This is a genomic window from Pseudomonas sp. MB-090624 (genome assembly GCF_003205245.1).
Lineage (GTDB): Bacteria > Pseudomonadota > Gammaproteobacteria > Pseudomonadales > Pseudomonadaceae > Aquipseudomonas > Aquipseudomonas juntendi.
In genome coordinates this window covers 15,399-31,297 of sequence record NZ_QJRK01000039.1, presented here as the reverse complement: position 1 = coordinate 31,297, position 15,899 = coordinate 15,399, and the positions used below count along the sequence as shown (strand labels likewise).

15 protein-coding genes are annotated in these 15,899 nt (G+C 63.9%); 6 read left to right on the top strand and 9 right to left on the bottom strand.

Annotated elements, in window-relative coordinates:
* Window positions 1-52: 52 nt before the first annotated feature.
* From DMX12_RS20665 to DMX12_RS20645, 5 genes are all read left to right on the top strand, one after another.
* Window positions 53-1,546 carry an RNA polymerase factor sigma-54 gene (locus DMX12_RS20665; protein WP_054911616.1) on the top strand — a complete coding sequence of 498 codons (1,494 nt, stop codon included), beginning with the start codon at window positions 53-55 and terminating at the stop codon, window positions 1,544-1,546.
* A gap of 79 nt (window positions 1,547-1,625) precedes the next feature.
* Window positions 1,626-1,934 (top strand): ribosome hibernation-promoting factor, HPF/YfiA family, encoded by a 309-nt coding sequence (gene hpf, locus DMX12_RS20660; protein ID WP_003255135.1) that lies wholly within the window; start codon window positions 1,626-1,628, stop codon window positions 1,932-1,934.
* Window positions 1,935-1,946: 12 nt separating this feature from the next.
* The gene (gene ptsN, locus DMX12_RS20655; protein ID WP_009683041.1) at window positions 1,947-2,411 is read left to right on the top strand and encodes a PTS IIA-like nitrogen regulatory protein PtsN; all 465 of its coding nucleotides are present in this window, start codon (window positions 1,947-1,949) and stop codon (window positions 2,409-2,411) included.
* 2 nt (window positions 2,412-2,413) lie between these two features.
* On the top strand, window positions 2,414-3,268 hold the full coding sequence (rapZ, locus tag DMX12_RS20650; RefSeq protein WP_110679325.1) for an RNase adapter RapZ: 855 nt from the start codon (window positions 2,414-2,416) through the stop codon (window positions 3,266-3,268).
* A gap of 19 nt (window positions 3,269-3,287) precedes the next feature.
* Window positions 3,288-3,560: an HPr family phosphocarrier protein gene (locus DMX12_RS20645; protein WP_009683043.1), complete on the top strand. Its 273-nt coding sequence runs from the start codon at window positions 3,288-3,290 to the stop codon at window positions 3,558-3,560.
* Window positions 3,561-3,615: 55 nt separating this feature from the next.
* Here the strand turns inward: DMX12_RS20645 and DMX12_RS20640 are convergent, their stop codons facing one another.
* The 6 genes from DMX12_RS20640 to pmbA form a co-directional block, all read right to left on the bottom strand.
* Window positions 3,616-4,509 (bottom strand): ZIP family metal transporter, encoded by an 894-nt coding sequence (locus tag DMX12_RS20640; RefSeq protein ID WP_009683044.1) that lies wholly within the window; start codon window positions 4,507-4,509, stop codon window positions 3,616-3,618.
* Between the two features lie 11 nt (window positions 4,510-4,520).
* Window positions 4,521-5,132: a superoxide dismutase gene (locus DMX12_RS20635; RefSeq protein ID WP_110679324.1), complete on the bottom strand. Its 612-nt coding sequence runs from the start codon at window positions 5,130-5,132 to the stop codon at window positions 4,521-4,523.
* Between the two features lies 1 nt (window position 5,133).
* A complete protein-coding gene (locus DMX12_RS20630; RefSeq protein ID WP_029887552.1) occupies window positions 5,134-5,595 on the bottom strand; it encodes a hypothetical protein in 462 nt (153 codons plus the stop codon).
* Between the two features lie 27 nt (window positions 5,596-5,622).
* Window positions 5,623-6,999, bottom strand: a complete 1,377-nt coding sequence (locus DMX12_RS20625; protein ID WP_110679323.1) for a lyase family protein — start codon at window positions 6,997-6,999, stop codon at window positions 5,623-5,625.
* Window positions 6,992-7,393 carry a hypothetical protein gene (locus tag DMX12_RS20620; protein WP_029887554.1) on the bottom strand — a complete coding sequence of 134 codons (402 nt, stop codon included), beginning with the start codon at window positions 7,391-7,393 and terminating at the stop codon, window positions 6,992-6,994. Before DMX12_RS20620 ends, DMX12_RS20625 begins: the two co-directional genes overlap by 8 nt.
* A 229-nt stretch (window positions 7,394-7,622) precedes the next feature.
* A complete protein-coding gene (gene pmbA / locus DMX12_RS20615; protein WP_054881434.1) occupies window positions 7,623-8,969 on the bottom strand; it encodes a metalloprotease PmbA in 1,347 nt (448 codons plus the stop codon).
* Between the two features lie 108 nt (window positions 8,970-9,077).
* On the opposite strand from pmbA, the gene yjgA reads away from it, so the two are divergent.
* On the top strand, window positions 9,078-9,599 hold the full coding sequence (yjgA, locus tag DMX12_RS20610) for a ribosome biogenesis factor YjgA (protein ID WP_009683052.1): 522 nt from the start codon (window positions 9,078-9,080) through the stop codon (window positions 9,597-9,599).
* 114 nt (window positions 9,600-9,713) lie between these two features.
* On the opposite strand, the gene tldD is transcribed toward yjgA, so the two are convergent.
* From tldD to DMX12_RS20595, 3 genes are read right to left on the bottom strand one after another with little or no spacing between them, the layout of a single operon-like run.
* Window positions 9,714-11,153 (bottom strand): metalloprotease TldD, encoded by a 1,440-nt coding sequence (gene tldD, locus DMX12_RS20605; RefSeq protein WP_009683053.1) that lies wholly within the window; start codon window positions 11,151-11,153, stop codon window positions 9,714-9,716.
* Between the two features lie 2 nt (window positions 11,154-11,155).
* Window positions 11,156-12,007: a carbon-nitrogen hydrolase family protein gene (locus DMX12_RS20600; protein ID WP_054905738.1), complete on the bottom strand. Its 852-nt coding sequence runs from the start codon at window positions 12,005-12,007 to the stop codon at window positions 11,156-11,158.
* Window positions 12,008-12,021: 14 nt separating this feature from the next.
* A complete protein-coding gene (locus DMX12_RS20595) occupies window positions 12,022-15,843 on the bottom strand; it encodes a YhdP family protein (RefSeq protein WP_110679322.1) in 3,822 nt (1,273 codons plus the stop codon).
* Window positions 15,844-15,899 lie beyond the last annotated feature (56 nt).

Genomic DNA, 15,899 nt, shown 5'->3' with positions numbered 1-15,899 from the left:
CGTGTAGTGGATGGCGCATGCGCGCCGGCGAACAAGGTATTAAGCCCCAGCCATGAAACCATCGCTCGTCCTAAAAATGGGCCAGCAACTGACGATGACACCGCAGTTGCAACAGGCCATCCGCCTGCTCCAGCTTTCCACCCTGGACCTCCAACAGGAAATCCAGGAGGCGCTGGAGTCGAACCCGATGCTCGAACGCCAGGAAGACGGCGACGACTTCGACAACAGCGACCCGATGGCCGACAACGCCGAGAACAAGCCGGCCGCCGACGTTCAGGACAACAGCTTCCAGGAAAGCACGGTCAGTGCCGACAACCTCGAAGACGGTGAATGGAGCGAGCGCATCCCCAACGAGCTGCCGGTCGACACCGCCTGGGAAGACATCTACCAGACCAGCGCCAGCAGCCTGCCGAGCAACGATGACGACGAGTGGGACTTCACCACGCGGACATCGGCCGGCGAAAGCCTGCAAAGCCACCTGCTGTGGCAACTGAACCTGGCGCCGATGTCGGATACCGACCGCCTGATCGCCGTGACCCTGATCGACAGCATCAACGGCCAAGGGTACTTGGAAGACACCCTCGAAGAAATCTGCGCTGGCTTCGACCCGGAGCTGGATATCGAGCTGGACGAAGTCGAAGCGGTGCTGCACCGCATTCAGCAGTTCGAACCGGCAGGCGTCGCGGCACGCACCCTTGGCGAGTGCCTGTTGCTGCAACTGCGCCAGCTGCCTGCCAGCACGCCGTGGCTGAACGAGGCGAAACGGCTGGTCAGCGATTTCATCGACTTGCTCGGCAGCCGCGACTACAGCCAGCTCATGCGCCGCATGAAAATCAAGGAAGACGAACTGCGCCAGGTGATCGAACTGGTGCAAAGCCTCAACCCGCGCCCGGGTTCGCAGATCGAGTCCAGCGAGCCCGAGTACGTGGTACCGGACGTGATCGTGCGCAAGGACAGCGACCGCTGGCTGGTGGAACTGAACCAGGAAGCCATCCCGCGCCTGCGCGTGAACGCTCAATACGCCGGCTTCGTGCGCCGCGCCGACACCAGTGCCGACAACACCTTCATGCGCAACCAGCTGCAGGAGGCGCGCTGGTTCATCAAGAGCCTGCAAAGCCGCAACGAAACCCTGATGAAAGTCGCCACGCAGATCGTCGAGCATCAGCGCGGCTTCCTCGATCATGGCGACGAAGCGATGAAACCGCTGGTGCTGCATGACATTGCCGAAGCGGTGGGCATGCACGAGTCGACCATTTCCCGGGTGACCACGCAGAAATACATGCACACGCCCCGCGGCATCTACGAACTGAAATACTTTTTCTCCAGCCACGTCAGCACCTCCGAAGGCGGAGAATGCTCGTCTACAGCGATCCGCGCGATCATCAAGAAACTGGTTGCAGCGGAAAATCAGAAAAAGCCATTGAGTGACAGCAAGATCGCTGGTTTACTGGAGGCACAAGGCATCCAGGTGGCCCGTCGCACCGTCGCCAAGTACCGCGAGTCTCTCGGCATCGCACCGTCGAGTGAGCGCAAGCGACTGATGTAGCCCCTGAGATCTGCCATAGCGTTTGCGGGGCAGGTGCAAGACCTGCCTCTTTATGCACGGGCAACACAGGAGAAGCTGTATGCAAGTCAATATCAGTGGACAGCATGTAGAAGTCACCCAGCCACTGCGCGATTACGTGCTCGAAAAGCTCGCCCGCGTGGAAAGTCACTTCGACAAGATCACCAACGTGCAGGTCATCATGAAGGTCGAGAAGCTGCAGCAGAAGGTCGAGGCGACCCTGCAGATTCCCGGCGGCGAAGTGGTAGCAAACGCCGAACACGAAGATATGTATGCAGCGATCGATGCCTTGGCCGACAAGCTCGACCGCCAACTGAAAAAACACAAGGAAAAACAGCAAAGCCTGCTGCAAGGTGCAGCTGCCCGCTGATCCCCCTCATCCATGATCCGACTTGAAACCATCCTGACCCCCGGCCGTTCCCTCGTGAACGTGCCGGGCGGCAGTAAGAAGCGCGCCCTGGAAAAGGTCGCCACCATCATCGCCGAACAGGTGCCGGAACTGGAGATGCAAGTCGTCTTCGAAAAGCTGGTCGCCCGGGAAAAACTCGGTTCAACCGGTTTCGGCAATGGCATCGCCATTCCGCACTGCCGGCTTGAAGGCTGCTCCGCGCCAGTCAGCGCCCTGCTGCACCTGGAAGCACCCATCGATTACGATGCCATCGATGGCGCGCCGGTAGACTTGCTGTTCGTCCTGCTGGTCCCTGAAGCCGCCACCGATGCCCACCTGGAACTGCTGCGCCAGATCGCCAGCATGCTCGACCGCAAGGACGTGCGTGATCGCTTGCGTTCGGCCACCAGCAACGAGGCCTTGTACCAGGTTGTCCTGGACGTACAGAACGAGCACTGAACATGCGCCTGATCATCGTCAGCGGCCGGTCTGGCTCCGGCAAGAGCACCGCCCTCGATGTCCTGGAAGACAACGGTTTCTATTGCATTGACAACCTGCCCGCCGGGCTGCTGCCGCAGCTCGCGGAAAATGCACTGATCAACACCGAACTGCTGCAGCCGAAAGTGGCAGTGTCGATCGACGCCCGCAACCTGCCCAGCCACCTGTCGCGCTTCCCCGAGCTGCTAGCCGACGCCCGTGCCCGCCACATCCAGTGCGATGTGCTGTACCTGGATGCCGATGAAGATACCCTGCTCAAGCGGTTTTCAGAAACCCGCCGCCGCCACCCGCTGACCAACGCCGACCGCTCGCTGGCAGAGGCCATCCGCGTGGAGAGCGAACTGCTGGGGCCGATTGCCGACCTGGCCGACCTGAAGATCGACACCACCAGCCTGAACCTCTACCAGTTGCGTGACACGATCAAGTTGCGCCTGCTCAACAAGCCCGAGCCTGGTACCGCATTCCTGGTCGAGTCATTCGGCTTCAAACGCGGTATGCCGGTCGATGCCGATCTGGTGTTCGACGTACGCTGCCTGCCCAACCCCTATTGGAAGCCCGAATTGCGTGAGCACTCCGGCCTGGAACAGCCAGTGATCGACTACCTGGCCGCGCAGCCAGACGTCGAGGACATGTTCAACGATATTTCCAGCTACCTGCTCAAGTGGCTACCCCGCTTCGCAGCCAGTAACCCTGCCTACGTGACCATTGCCATTGGCTGCACCGGCGGCCACCATCGTTCGGTGTACATCACCGAACGCCTCGGCCAGTTGCTGCAACAGTCCCTGAAAAACGTCCAGGTCCGCCACCGCGACCTCTAGCCCAAGGATCCGCCCCACGATGCCCGCCCGCGAAATCACCATCATCAACAAGCTGGGCCTGCATGCCCGGGCGGCAGCGAAGTTCGTCGGCGTGGCCGGCCGCTTTCCCTGCCAGGTGCGGGTCGGCCGCGCGCCGGACAAACTGGTAGACGGCAAAAGCATCATGGCGGTGATGATGCTGGCGGCTGGCAAGGGTACCCAGGTGCACCTGCATACCGAGGGTGAGCAGGACAACGATGCCATGGACGCGCTGGTCGAGTTGATCAACAACTACTTCGACGAAGGCGAGTAAGCCTCCAAGCCCTGCACCGCGCCCACAGTGTGCACCCCTTCGACCTGACCAAAGATCAGGACAGCGCGGTATCCATCACCATCATCAGGCAGAAGCCGATGCACAGCCCCAGGCTGGCCAGGCGGTGATGGCCGTTGCTGCGCGATTCGGGGATGACTTCCTGGGTTACCACCAGCAGCATCGCGCCGGCTGCGCAGGCGAGCCCCAGGGGCAGCAGCAATTCGGCGACATTCACCAGCCAGGCACAGATCACCGCAGCCACAGGCTCGACCAAGCCCGAAGCCGCGCCGATCATGAACGCCTTGAAGCGCGGCATGCCCGCCCCTGCCAACACCAGGGCAATCACCAGCCCCTCGGGCACATCCTGCAAGGCGATGCCCATGGCCAGGCTGTCTGCGTCGGCCATGCCACCCCCGGCTGACACACCAATCGCCATGCCTTCGGGAATGTTGTGGGCAATGATGGCAATGACGAAAAGCCAGATTCGCGCGGCGATCACCGGCTGCTGCGCACTGCCAACCAGTGCTTGCGGCGAGGCGTTGGAGACCTTGAGGTCGATAAGGAACAGGCACAACGCGCCGAACATCAAGCCGAAGCTGATCAAGCCACCCGCACCCCATGGGCTGAAGCCGATGGCCTGGGCCGCATCCAGCCCGGGCATGATCAATGAAAATGCCGTAGCCGCCAGCATGACCCCGGCGCCGAAGCCCAGCAAGGTGTCGGCCAACGCCACCGGCATGTTACGAATGACCAGCACCGGTACTGCGCCCAGCGCCGTGCCCAGCGCACACAAAGCGCCGCCCTCCAGGGCGCGCAGCATGCGCGGCGCCAAGTCCAGCCAGGCAAGACCGCGCGCCGCCAGCAGCGCGGTACCCGCCAGCAACAGCAAGGCACCCAGCGCCTGGCGAAACAGGCGCACACTGCTGACCGACATGACCTCTGAGCGCATACCGGTCCGACTCACTTCAGGGCTTCGAGATAGCGGTGTTGCACTTGCGCCCAGTCGATGACGTTGTAGAAGGCACCAATGTATTCCGGGCGGCGGTTCTGGTATTTCAGGTAATACGCATGCTCCCACACGTCCAACCCGAGAATCGGCGTGTTGCCATGCATCAGTGGGCTGTCCTGGTTGCCGCTGCTTTCCACGACCAAGGTTTTCTGCGGCGTTACGCTGAGCCAGGCCCAGCCGCTGCCGAAGCGGGTCAGGGCGGCCTTGGTGAAGGCTTCCTTGAACGCGTCGAAACCGCCCAGTTGCGTGGTGATGGCTTGTGCCAGCTCGCCCGTAGGCTCACCCCCGCCCTGCGGCGACATCACGGTCCAGAACAGGCTGTGGTTGGCGTGACCGCCACCGTGGTTGGTCACGGCGCCACGCAGCTGCTCCGGCAAGTGCCCGACCGCAGCGACCAGTTTTTCGACTGGCCACTCAGCCCACTCGGTGCCTTCGACGGCGGCGTTGAGGCCATTGACATAAGTCTGGTGGTGCCTGGTGTGGTGGATCTCCATGGTCTGCGCGTCGATGTGCGGCTCCAGCGCGTCGTAGGCGTAAGGCAAAGCAGGCAAGGTATGGGGCATGTCAGTGAATTCCGTAGGCTTGAGTACTGGGTACCACGCCGGCCGGGGCAGCGAGTTCGCTGGCGCCGATGTTGTGGCGGTTGAGCAGGCGTTCGGTACGCGGGTACTGGCCGTACTCCGCGATGAAACCGAGCAGTTCGGTGTAGGTACGCCCACTGTGGCGCAGGGCTGCGTCCCGCAGCGCCTGTGGCAAGCGGGCTTGCTGGCTGGCCTGCAGCAGCCACTGGTGCGCGGCACAGAGGTAATCGGCACTTTCATGCGGCTGGTTCAGGCGCAGGTGCAGGTCGGCCAGGTTATGGTGAGCGACGACCAGGGCAGCCACCGCTTCGTCGACGTCATGCCAGCGCTCGAACAGCACCTGGGCCAGGGCCAGGGCTTGCAGGTAATGTTCCCGGGCATCGACCAGCTCGCCTTGTTCGAACAGGCGGTTGGCCAGTTCCATGGTGCGTTTCCAGTGCTGCATGTCTGTTTCCTCGGCGGTAAGGCAGTGTCAGATGCCGCCAGCGGTGAGTTTTTCCGGGTCCAGCAGCGTTTCCAGCTGGTCCCGCGACAGGTCGGTATGCTCCAGGGCGACATCAATGATCGGGCGACCTTGCTGGTAGGCGGTCTTGGCAATTTCAGCGGCCTTCAGGTAGCCGATGATCGGGTTCAGTGCAGTGACCAGGATCGGGTTGCGCGCCAGCGCCTCCTTCAGCTTGGCCTCGTTGACCTTGAAGCTGGCAATGGCTTTGTCGGCCAGCAGGCGGCTGACGTTGGCCATCAACTCGATGCTCTCCAGCAGGTTGCGTGCGATCAGCGGCAACATCACGTTCAGTTCGAAGTTGCCCGACTGCCCAGCCACGGCGATGGTGGCGTCGTTGCCGATGACCTGCGCGGCGACCATGGCCGTAGCCTCCGGGATCACCGGGTTGACCTTGCCTGGCATGATCGAAGAGCCCGGCTGCAGACCCTGCAGTTCGATTTCCCCAAGGCCGGCCAGAGGGCCCGAGTTCATCCAGCGCAGGTCGTTGGCAATCTTCATCAGTGCCACCGCTGTGGTCTTGAGCTGGCCGGACAGGGCTACCGCGGTATCCTGCGAACCGATCAGGGCAAACAGGTTGTGCCCCGGCGTGAACTGGACCTGGGTCAGGCCGCTGAGCTGGCGCGCGAAAGCGGTAGCGAACTGCGGGTGGGCATTGATGCCGGTGCCCACTGCGGTGCCGCCCTGGGCCAGCGCCTGCAGGCTTGGCAGGGTGGCTTCGATGTGCGCCTTGGCACCTTCGATCTGCGCTGCCCAACCGTCCAGCACCTGGCTCAGGCGCACGGGCATTGCATCCATCAGGTGGGTACGGCCGGTTTTCACGTACTGAGGCACCTGCCTGGACTTGGCCTTGATCACCTGCACCAGGTGCGCCAGGGCAGGTAACAGCTGCTCATGCACGGCGAGGGCAGCGCTGACGTGAATAGTGGTGGGAATGATGTCGTTGCTGCTCTGGCCGCAATTGACGTGATCGTTGGCATTGACCGGCTCGCCGAGCACACGGCTGGCCAGGGTGGCGATCACCTCGTTCGCGTTCATGTTCGAGCTGGTGCCCGAGCCTGTCTGAAACACGTCGACCGGGAAGTGCTGGATGTAGTCTTGTGCCAGCAGTTGTTCCACCGCCTTGACGATGGCCTGCCCCTGGGCGGCGGACAGTTGCTCCAGCTCTACGTTGGCCTTGGCCGCAGCCGCTTTGGCCAGCAGCAAGGCACGAATGAACTGGGCCGGCATGCGCTGGCCGCTGATCGGGAAGTTGTCGACCGCGCGCTGGGTCTGGGCGCCATACAGGGCTTGGGCCGGCACCTGCAGTTCACCCATGCTGTCACGCTCGATACGGGTATCACTCATCATCAAATCCTTGCATCAGTTCATCGGGAGAAATCGACGGCAGCAGGCTGCAGTTGGCCAACTGAATGGCGTAGGGCTGCCAACGCTGGTTCTGGGCCTGGCGGTCGAGGTTGCGCAGGTCCAGCAGCGGCCGCCAGGCCTGGTCCAGGCACAGGCAGCGCCAGTGCCAGGGCAACATGCGGTCGCAGGCGGTGTCGAGCAGCAGGCGGAAGGAAGTCAACGCCACCGTCCATGGCGAGGTTTCGGTACAACACACCAGGTAACGGCCTTCGGCCAGGTAGTGCTCGATCAGGCGCGGCTCGTCAGGTTCGAGCGCGCAGCGGATCCGGCGGCTGAGCCAGCGCCAGTTTTCCAGGTAGGGCAGTTCGCGGAGGACGGAATTCATGAACATCATCGCCGAGTTACTGGATAATGATATTCATTATTAATTGATAAATAGAATCACTTCAAGGGGAGCTGATGAAAGAAAAAACCCGGCGCGAGGGCCGGGTCTTGTATTCCACTGAAATTCTTTATTGCCTGTACCGGCCTCTTCGCGGGCTTGCCCGCTCCCACAGGGGATTGCATAGGCTTCAAGCTGTGGGAGCGGGCGAGCCCGCGAATGGGCCGGTACAGGCAATGAATCAGCTACCTGCCACAGTCATCCGCTCGATCAGCACCGACCCGGTGTGGATATTGCTGCGTGTTTCAAGATCGCTGCCAATCGCGACAATCTGCTGGAACATATCCTTCATGTTGCCGGCAATCGTCACTTCCTGCACCGCATGCTGGATTTCACCATTCTCGACCCAGAAACCCGCTGCCCCACGGGAGTAATCACCCGTCACCATGTTCAGGCCATGGCCCATCAGCTCGGTCACCAACAGCCCACGCCCCATACGCCGGATCAGTGCAGCCTGGTCCTCGACGCCGTGGCTGACGAACAGGTTGTGTACACCGCCGGCGTTGGCCGTGCTGGGCAAGCCCAGCTTGCGCCCCGAGTAGGTACCCAGCAGATACGACACCAGCTCGCCTTTGTCGACGAACGGTTTGGCATAGGTCGCCAGGCCGTCGGCGTCGAACGCTGCACTGGCCAGCGCGCGCGGAATGTGCGGCCGCTCGTCGAGGGTCAGCCAGGACGGGAACAGGCGCTGGCCAATGCTGCCTTCGAGGAACGACGACTTGCGGTACAGATTGCCGCCGGAAATCGCCGACAGAAAGCTGCCGAACAAACCGCCTGCCAGTTCTGCGGAAAACAGCACCGGCACTTCGCAGGTTGGCACCGGGCGCGCGCCGAGCCGGCTGGCGGCCCGCTGCGCGGCACGCACACCAATGCTGCGCGGGTCGGCCAGCAGGTTGCCCTGGCGGTTGACGTCATACCAGTAATCGCGCTGCATCTGCCCGTCGCCTTCAGCGATCATCACGCAGCTCAGGCTGTGCCGGGTCGAGGCGTAAGCACCGATGAACCCGTGGCTGTTGCCATACACGCGGCAGCCCTGGTGGGTGTTGAGGGTGGTGCCATCGGCATTGAGGATGCGCGGGTCGGCATCAAACGCCGCCGCTTCGCACGCCAAGGCCATCTCAATGGCTTTCTCGGGCTCGAGAGCCCAGTCGTGATACAGGTCCAGGTCCGGAATTTCCCGGGCCATCAACGCCGCGTCCGCCAGGCCCGAACAGTCGTCCTCGGAGGTGTGCCTGGCAATGGCCAGCGCTGCCGCGACGGTTTCCCGGATCGCCTCCGGGCCACTGGCCGAGGTACTGGCCGAGCCTTTGCGCTGGCCAACATAGAGGGTGATGCCAAAGCCCTGGTCGCGGTTGAATTCAACCGTTTCGACCTCGCGCTGACGTACCGTGGTGGACAGGCCCTGCTCCAGTGACACGGCCACTTCGCAGGCACTGGCCCCTTGGCGGCGCGCTTCGGCGATGATCGCCTCGACCTGCTCTTGCAATGCTGGCAGGTCTTTCGGACCTACGCTCTGGACTGCACTCATGGTTCTCTCCACTCAAATTCTGCGTTCGGCGAGGGTCATTCTACGACCGGGCCGGACAAGCGGCCCCCGACTGGTTATCATGGCGGCGATTTCTAGCGGACTGCCACCATGGTTGATTCAAACGACGACGCCTTCGACGGCGAAAAAAGCAAAACCCAGATCAAGCGCGAGCTGCATGCGCTGGTCGAACTCGGCGAGCGCCTGACTACGCTCAAGGCCGATACCCTGGCCCGCCTGCCGTTGACCGACGAGCTGCGCAAGGCCCTTGCCGAGGCCAGCAAGCACACTGCTCATGGTGCGCGTAAACGCCACATGTCGTTCGTCGGCAAGCTGATGCGCGTGCAGGACCTGGATGCCATCCATGCCCTGCTCGAGCAGATGGACAGCTCGACTCGCCAGTACAACGAACGCTTCCACGGCCTGGAGCGCTGGCGCGATCGGTTGATCGACGGTAACGACGAAGACCTTGAACGCTTCGTCAACGAATACCCCGACACCGATCGCCAGCAACTGCGTTCGCTGGTGCGCCATGCCCAGCACGAGAAGGCGCGGAACAAACCGCCGGCCGCCGCGCGCAAGGTGTTCAAGTACATCCGCGACCTCGACGAGTTGCAGCGCGGGTTGCGCTGACAGGCTGAGGCCCTGCGGGAGCGGGCGTGCCCGCGAAGCAGGCGACGCGGTGCCCGGCACCGGCTTCGCCGGTGTTCGCGGGCAAGCCCGCCCCCACAATGGCCCCAAATGCCATCACGCGCCGGTACCGCCCACGGTGATCGCATCCAGCTTCAGGGTCGGCTGCCCAACCCCGACCGGCACCGATTGCCCGTCCTTGCCGCACGTCCCTACCCCGCTGTCCAGCGCCAGGTCGTTGCCGACCATCGACACCCGGCTCATCGCCTCCGGACCATTGCCAATCAAGGTCGCGCCCTTCACCGGTGCGGTAATCTTGCCGTCTTCGATCAGATAGGCCTCGCTGGTCGAAAACACGAACTTGCCGCTGGTGATGTCCACCTGGCCACCCCCGAGGTTGGCGCAGTAGATGCCCTTCTTCACCGAGGCGATGATTTCCTGCGGGTCGCTTTCGCCGGCACGCATGTAGGTGTTGGTCATGCGTGGCATTGGCAGGTGAGCGTAGGATTCGCGGCGACCATTGCCGGTCACTGCCATGCCCATCAGCCGCGCGTTCAGCTTGTCCTGCATGTAGCCCTTGAGCACACCGTTCTCGATCAGGGTGGTGCACTCGGTCGGCGTACCTTCGTCATCCACGCTCAGCGAACCGCGGCGGCCTTCCAGGGTGCCGTCATCGACGATGGTGCACAGGCTCGACGCCACTTTCTCGCCAACCCGGCCACTGAACGCCGAGCTGCCCTTGCGGTTGAAGTCACCTTCCAGGCCATGACCGACCGCCTCGTGCAGCAGCACGCCCGACCATCCCGAGCCCAGCACCACTGGCAAGGTACCGGCCGGCGCGGGGATCGCTTCGAGGTTCACCAGGGCCTGGCGCAGCGCCTCACGGGCGTAGCCCATGACCCGCTCTTCGGTGAAGAAACGGTAGTCGGTACGCCCGCCACCCCCCTGCCCGCCGCGTTCGCGACGGCCGTTCTGCTCAACGATGACGCTCACATTGAAACGCACCAGCGGCCGCACATCTGCAGCCAGGCTACCGTCCGCTGCAGCGATGAGGATGCGCTCCCAGACCCCGGCCATGCTCACGCTGACCTGCTGGATACGCGGGTCAAGCGCGCGGGTCGCGGCATCGACACGCTTCAGCAACTCGACCTTTTCGGCACGACTGAGTACATCGAGCGGGTTGTCCGCCGCATACAGCGCGGTCACCGACGGGCTGCGGAAGGCCTGCACGGTGCCGTTCTGCCCGGCGCGGGAAATCGAACGGGCGGCGCGCGCGGCCGACGTCAGCGCTTCAAGGTTGATGGCATTGCTGTAGGCGAAGCCGGTCTTTTCACCGGACTGGGCACGCACGCCCACGCCTTGGTCCAGGTTGAAGCTGCCCTCTTTGACGATGCCGTCTTCCAGCGCCCAGGTTTCCGAAATCTGGCCCTGGAAATACAGGTCGGCAGCGTCGATGCCGGGGCCGGCCAATTCACCGAGCACGCTTTGCAGGCTGTCCAGGGTCAAGCCGCCTGGGGCCAGGAGCTGCTCACTGACGGTGGATAACATCTGGCTCATAGTCACTCCAAGGTGGGCGCAGGCCGCAATGCGTCCTGCGAAAAAAAGCGCCGGTGCGATACCACCGGCATGCGCGCCCGGATGGACGCCTGTTCTTCAATGTCGCGCTCGGCAAGCAATACCGCTTCGCCTTGCGCCTGTTGTGCCACGATCCGCCCCCAAGGGTCGACGATCGCCGCATGGCCATGGGTTTCCCGTGGGCCTGGGTGGGTACCGCCCTGCGCTGCCGCCAACAGGTAGCACTGGGTCTCGATGGCCCGGGCGCGCACCAGCACGTCCCAGTGTGCTGCGCCGGTTACCGCAGTGAAGGCCGCCGGTGCGCTGATCAGTTCCGCGCCAGCGGCACGCAACGCGCTGTACAACTCTGGGAAGCGCAAGTCGTAACATACGCTCAACCCCAGCCGGCCGACTGGCGTGTCCGCTACCACCACGTGTGCGCCATGGGCAAAATCATCCGATTCACGGTAGCGGCCGCGGTTATCGGCAACGTCCACGTCGAACAAGTGCAGCTTGTCATAGCGCGCAGCCACTTCACCGTGCTCATCGATCAGCAGCGAGCAGGCATGTGCCTTTGCGTCGGGCTGGCCGACCGGTGGCAAGGGCATGGTACCGGCGACTATCCATAACCTGAGGTCGCGGGCGGTACGTTTCAACCATGGCAGGATAGGCCCGTTCCCCGATGCCTCGGCTCGGCCGATGGCAGCGGCGTCCTTGCGACCCATGGCAGCGAAGTTTTCCGGCAGCACCGCCAGCCGCGCACCACCCTGTGCAGCCTGCTCCAGCAAGGCACCGGCACGCTGCAGGTTGGCCAGCACGTCGTCCTGGCTGACCATCTGGATCACCGCTGCCTTCATGGGCACTCCTGGCACTATTTCTCGAAGGGTTTCACAAAGGTGATTCTAGGCTCTTTCCACGGCCCTTCGACACGGTAATGCACGCTGGCAAAACGCGAGACGCGGTCGCCGATCAGCCGGTCGACCAGGAACAACGCCCCGCCCACGGCTGGCGCTCCCACGATCAACGCGGCCAGCGGCAGGTTGTTGGTCACCGGCAGGCTCACCTGCAGGTTGGCATTGACCTGGTCACGTACCAGGTCCAATGTGCCCTCCAGCTCGAAGCTGCTCGACGGGCCGGTCATGGTGATCGGTTCGCGGGTCACGTACACGCCATTGCTGGCCGCCAGCAGGCCTTTGACCCGGTCATAGGCCAGGCCTTTGTCGAACAGGTCGGAGAAGTCCAACCGCAGGCGTCGGCCAATCGAATTGAAGTTGAGCAGGCCAAAGACCCGCAACGCCTGGGCACTGCCGTCGACCTCGACGAACTGGCCAGACCGCAACGCCGCGTCCATGCTGCCCGAGAAGCGCGTCAGGCTGACGGCAGCCGGCGAGCCTGGCCAGCGGCCGTCCACGTCCAGGCGGAAGTCGCGGCTGGTGACGGTCGGAGCAAAGCCCCAGGCCTTGAGCACGTCGCCCAGGTTCGTGCCTTGCAGGCGGCCTTTGTACCAGCTGCTGGTCTTGCCCGTTTCGCCTTCCCAGCCACCACCACCGCCAATGCGCAGGCCCTTGAAGTCAAGAGCGATATCGCTGGCGGCCACCCCGCGTGCAGTAGGCCGCAGCTTGATCGAGGCGCTGCCGAACAGGTCGTCACCGCGGTACAGCTTGTCGATGCTCAGGTCCAGCGCCGGGACTTTGCGTGGGTCGAAGGTGGCAAGCGGGTCCGGCCCATCTTCGGCGCGCTCCTGTGCTTGTTTTTCCGCAGGGCTGGGCGCTGGAAGCCGCAGCGTCTGCAGGCGCACGACCATCGGCGCACCCTTGGCATCCGGCACGCGGGCATCGCCGATGACTTCCTGGCTGTCGAGGCGCAGGTCCCAGGCGGGGCCGCCTCGGCTCAACCGTACCAGGGCCTGGTTCAGCTCGGTGCCAAACGCCTTGAGCTGGCCAATGCTCAGGTCCACGCTTTGCAGCATCTGCCGCGCACTGCCACCTGGGTCGTCTCCGCCCAGCCGTGAGGCCTGCTCTTGCCAAGGGGCCAGGTCCAGCGTTTCCAGGCGCCCACGCACGCGCAGGCCCTGTGCAGCAGGCAATTGGGCGTCACCGGTGCCCAGCAACAACTCGCCCCGGCCTTGGCCGAGCTTGTCGGCCGGCGCGGCGTAGGCAGCACGGGCAAGGTCACCGTAGCCGGCGTCGAAACGCCGCTCCGGGCCCTGTAGCGTCATGCTGAAGCGGCTGTCGCGGGTTTCCGCGGCCGCCTTGCCGAATGGCGCTGGCAAGTCGACCGCCAGCCCCTTGAGGCTGGAGTTGACGCTCAAACGATTGTCCCGGCTGCCCAGGCTCAGTTGCAACTGGTAAGGCAGGTCGCCGGAAGCCGGCAGGGCTTGCTTGAACTGCAGCCAGTCGGTCAACGCCTTGAGCGCTACCTGGCCATTGGCATCGATGCGGGTCTGCATCTGCCCGGGTTGGCCCTCGGCCGTTATCTGCGCCGTGACGGGCTTGCCGAAGGCCTGCAGGCTGATGCCCTTGCCGCTGAGGCCTTTGTCGAAATCGAAGCTGAAGTCACCTTTCAAGCGGCTCAGCTCAAGGGTGGGCGGGGCGACCTTCAGGCGCGCGTCATGGGTGGCGAAGTCTACCTGCACTTTAGGCCGCTGCCCGTGAGCCAGCGGGATATCGAGCTTGAGCTTACCCTTCAGCGGCCCTTCACCCTCCCAATCGGCGAAGATCTCACCGGTGCCGATAGGCGCTTGCTTGAGGATCTTCAGGCCATCACCCAGGCTGCCATCGAAATTGCCCGTCAGGAACAGGTGGCTCTGCTGGCCCTCGTCGACATGCGGGATGTCGACGTCGACGTCACTGACCTGGGTGTCCAGCAGCACCCCGCGCCGGGCCTTGACCCGCACGCCGCTGTCCTCGATGAAGACGTCGCCATCCACATGCTGGACTTGCGGCCAGCCCGGCTGGAAGTCCAGTGCGGCGTCATGCACCTTGAAGAACAGGCTGATACTGCGTGCCTCTGGCGCCGCGCCATGGTTCAGCGAGCCCTGGTACTGGAAATAGCCTTCGTCCACCGCGCCCTTGACGATGGCGCTGCGCAGCCACTCGTCGAGGGCCGGGCTGAGCACTTCGGGCAGATACTTGGCGGTATAACGGCCATCGCCGTCGGTCAAGCCGACGCGCAGGTCCATGTAGTCCTCGCGGCCTTCCTCGAACAGCAGGCGAATCAGGAAATCGCCGGCAATCTTGCCTTCTTCGCCCAGCACCTTCAGGTAGGGCGCGACAAGGGTGAAGCCCTGCTTGTCCAGCACCCAGGTCAAGCGCGCGTTGGCCTTCTGGTAGTGCCAGGGTTTGGCGAAGATCGGGTACAAGTGCAGCATGAAGGCTTCAGTGTCCAGGCGCAGCTCGCCATGGCCCAGGTCGCCACTGATACTGCCGCTGACGTTACCCGCGGCCGGGGCACCGTGATAGGCATCGAAACCGACCTTGTCCAGGTTCGCCTCGAACTGCAGACGCTGGTCGCCTTCGGCCTTGGGCCGGGCCTGCAGCCGCACGTTGCGCAGACCACCGGTCACTTTGAGGCTAGTGACCGCCGCCATAGCTGCGTCGGGTAGCGGTGCCAGGGCCTCGATCAGCGGGGTCAGGGGCGTGAGGTCGAGCCGGTCGGCCTGCACCTGCCAGCTCTCATCGGCCGCCTGCTCACCGGGGCGCTGCTGCACCTGCAGGTGCGTCTCCCAACGGCTTTTACCGAGGTCCATGGCCAGCGAGTCGACCACAACGTCGAAGCCCTGGTCGCGGCGCTGGAACCAGGCGCCCATGGCCAGGTTGCTCAACATGGCGGCCTTGCGCCCGCTGTAGGCGCCTTTCAGCTCAGGGGCATTGAGCCGCACCACGGCCTTCTGCAACTGCCCCTTGCCCCAATCGACCCAGAACTCGCCGCCTGCACGCAGTGCGTCGGCATGCCATTGGCCCAGCAGGCTGGGCGGCAACCACTGCGACCAGTCGCTTTGCGGCAGGCTCAGGTAGGCCTCGACCTGGCCGTCACGCCAAGCCTCGGCAGAAACACGACTGCGCAGGTTCATCGCCAGGGGCTGGCCATCGGGCAGCGTCGCCCGCAGGTCCAGGGCCTGCCGCGAGGGGCCGGCCTGCAAGCCGGCACTCACATACGTCAGGGTCAGCGGGTCACGCTGCCATGGGTGCAAGGTGACCTGGCTGTCGAACACATCGACGCGGCCCAGTTGGCGCAGGCGCTGCAGCAACTCGGCAGGGTTCAGCGGCGTATCGTCCTGCTGCGGCAGGCCGTCGAGGTTCCAGGCGCCCTGCCCGTTCTCGCGCACGATCAATTGCAGGCCACCGAGCTGGATACGCGACAGGCGTACCTCACGCGCCAGCAGGCTGGCCCATACATCAGGCACGACCATGACCTCATCCAGGCGCAACGCCTTGGCACCTTCGCCCAGTTGCAGGTCGCGCACCCGCAATACCGGCGCAAGGCCGCTCCAGCGCCCCTCCAGGGCGCCCACATGTACCGGCATGCCAAGCGCTTGCTCGGCCTTGCTCTGCACGTCGGCACGGTACTCGGCTACCAGGGGTATCAATGCACGGCCGAGGCTGACATACAGCGCCACCAATACCGCCAACAAGGCGCATATGCCCAGCCCCCAGCGGGTCAGGGCAACAAGAACGCGGGTCAGACGTCCCATGGCCGTGGCCCTCCAAGTCGTTTATCCATGATGGCCCGTCGCACGGGTTTCGCCAG

What these genes read in the sequence shown, in the direction of transcription:
- DMX12_RS20665 (WP_054911616.1), top strand. Translation starts at nt 53, where the DNA reads ATGAAACCATCGCTCGTCCTAAAAATGGGCCAGCAACTGACGATGACA.
- hpf (WP_003255135.1), top strand. Translation starts at nt 1,626, where the DNA reads ATGCAAGTCAATATCAGTGGACAGCATGTAGAAGTCACCCAGCCACTG.
- ptsN (WP_009683041.1), top strand. Translation starts at nt 1,947, where the DNA reads ATGATCCGACTTGAAACCATCCTGACCCCCGGCCGTTCCCTCGTGAAC.
- rapZ (WP_110679325.1), top strand. Translation starts at nt 2,414, where the DNA reads ATGCGCCTGATCATCGTCAGCGGCCGGTCTGGCTCCGGCAAGAGCACC.
- DMX12_RS20645 (WP_009683043.1), top strand. Translation starts at nt 3,288, where the DNA reads ATGCCCGCCCGCGAAATCACCATCATCAACAAGCTGGGCCTGCATGCC.
- DMX12_RS20640 (WP_009683044.1), bottom strand. Translation starts at nt 4,509, where the DNA reads ATGCGCTCAGAGGTCATGTCGGTCAGCAGTGTGCGCCTGTTTCGCCAG.
- DMX12_RS20635 (WP_110679324.1), bottom strand. Translation starts at nt 5,132, where the DNA reads ATGCCCCATACCTTGCCTGCTTTGCCTTACGCCTACGACGCGCTGGAG.
- DMX12_RS20630 (WP_029887552.1), bottom strand. Translation starts at nt 5,595, where the DNA reads ATGCAGCACTGGAAACGCACCATGGAACTGGCCAACCGCCTGTTCGAA.
- DMX12_RS20625 (WP_110679323.1), bottom strand. Translation starts at nt 6,999, where the DNA reads ATGAGTGATACCCGTATCGAGCGTGACAGCATGGGTGAACTGCAGGTG.
- DMX12_RS20620 (WP_029887554.1), bottom strand. Translation starts at nt 7,393, where the DNA reads ATGATGTTCATGAATTCCGTCCTCCGCGAACTGCCCTACCTGGAAAAC.
- pmbA (WP_054881434.1), bottom strand. Translation starts at nt 8,969, where the DNA reads ATGAGTGCAGTCCAGAGCGTAGGTCCGAAAGACCTGCCAGCATTGCAA.
- yjgA (WP_009683052.1), top strand. Translation starts at nt 9,078, where the DNA reads ATGGTTGATTCAAACGACGACGCCTTCGACGGCGAAAAAAGCAAAACC.
- tldD (WP_009683053.1), bottom strand. Translation starts at nt 11,153, where the DNA reads ATGAGCCAGATGTTATCCACCGTCAGTGAGCAGCTCCTGGCCCCAGGC.
- DMX12_RS20600 (WP_054905738.1), bottom strand. Translation starts at nt 12,007, where the DNA reads ATGAAGGCAGCGGTGATCCAGATGGTCAGCCAGGACGACGTGCTGGCC.
- DMX12_RS20595 (WP_110679322.1), bottom strand. Translation starts at nt 15,843, where the DNA reads ATGGGACGTCTGACCCGCGTTCTTGTTGCCCTGACCCGCTGGGGGCTG.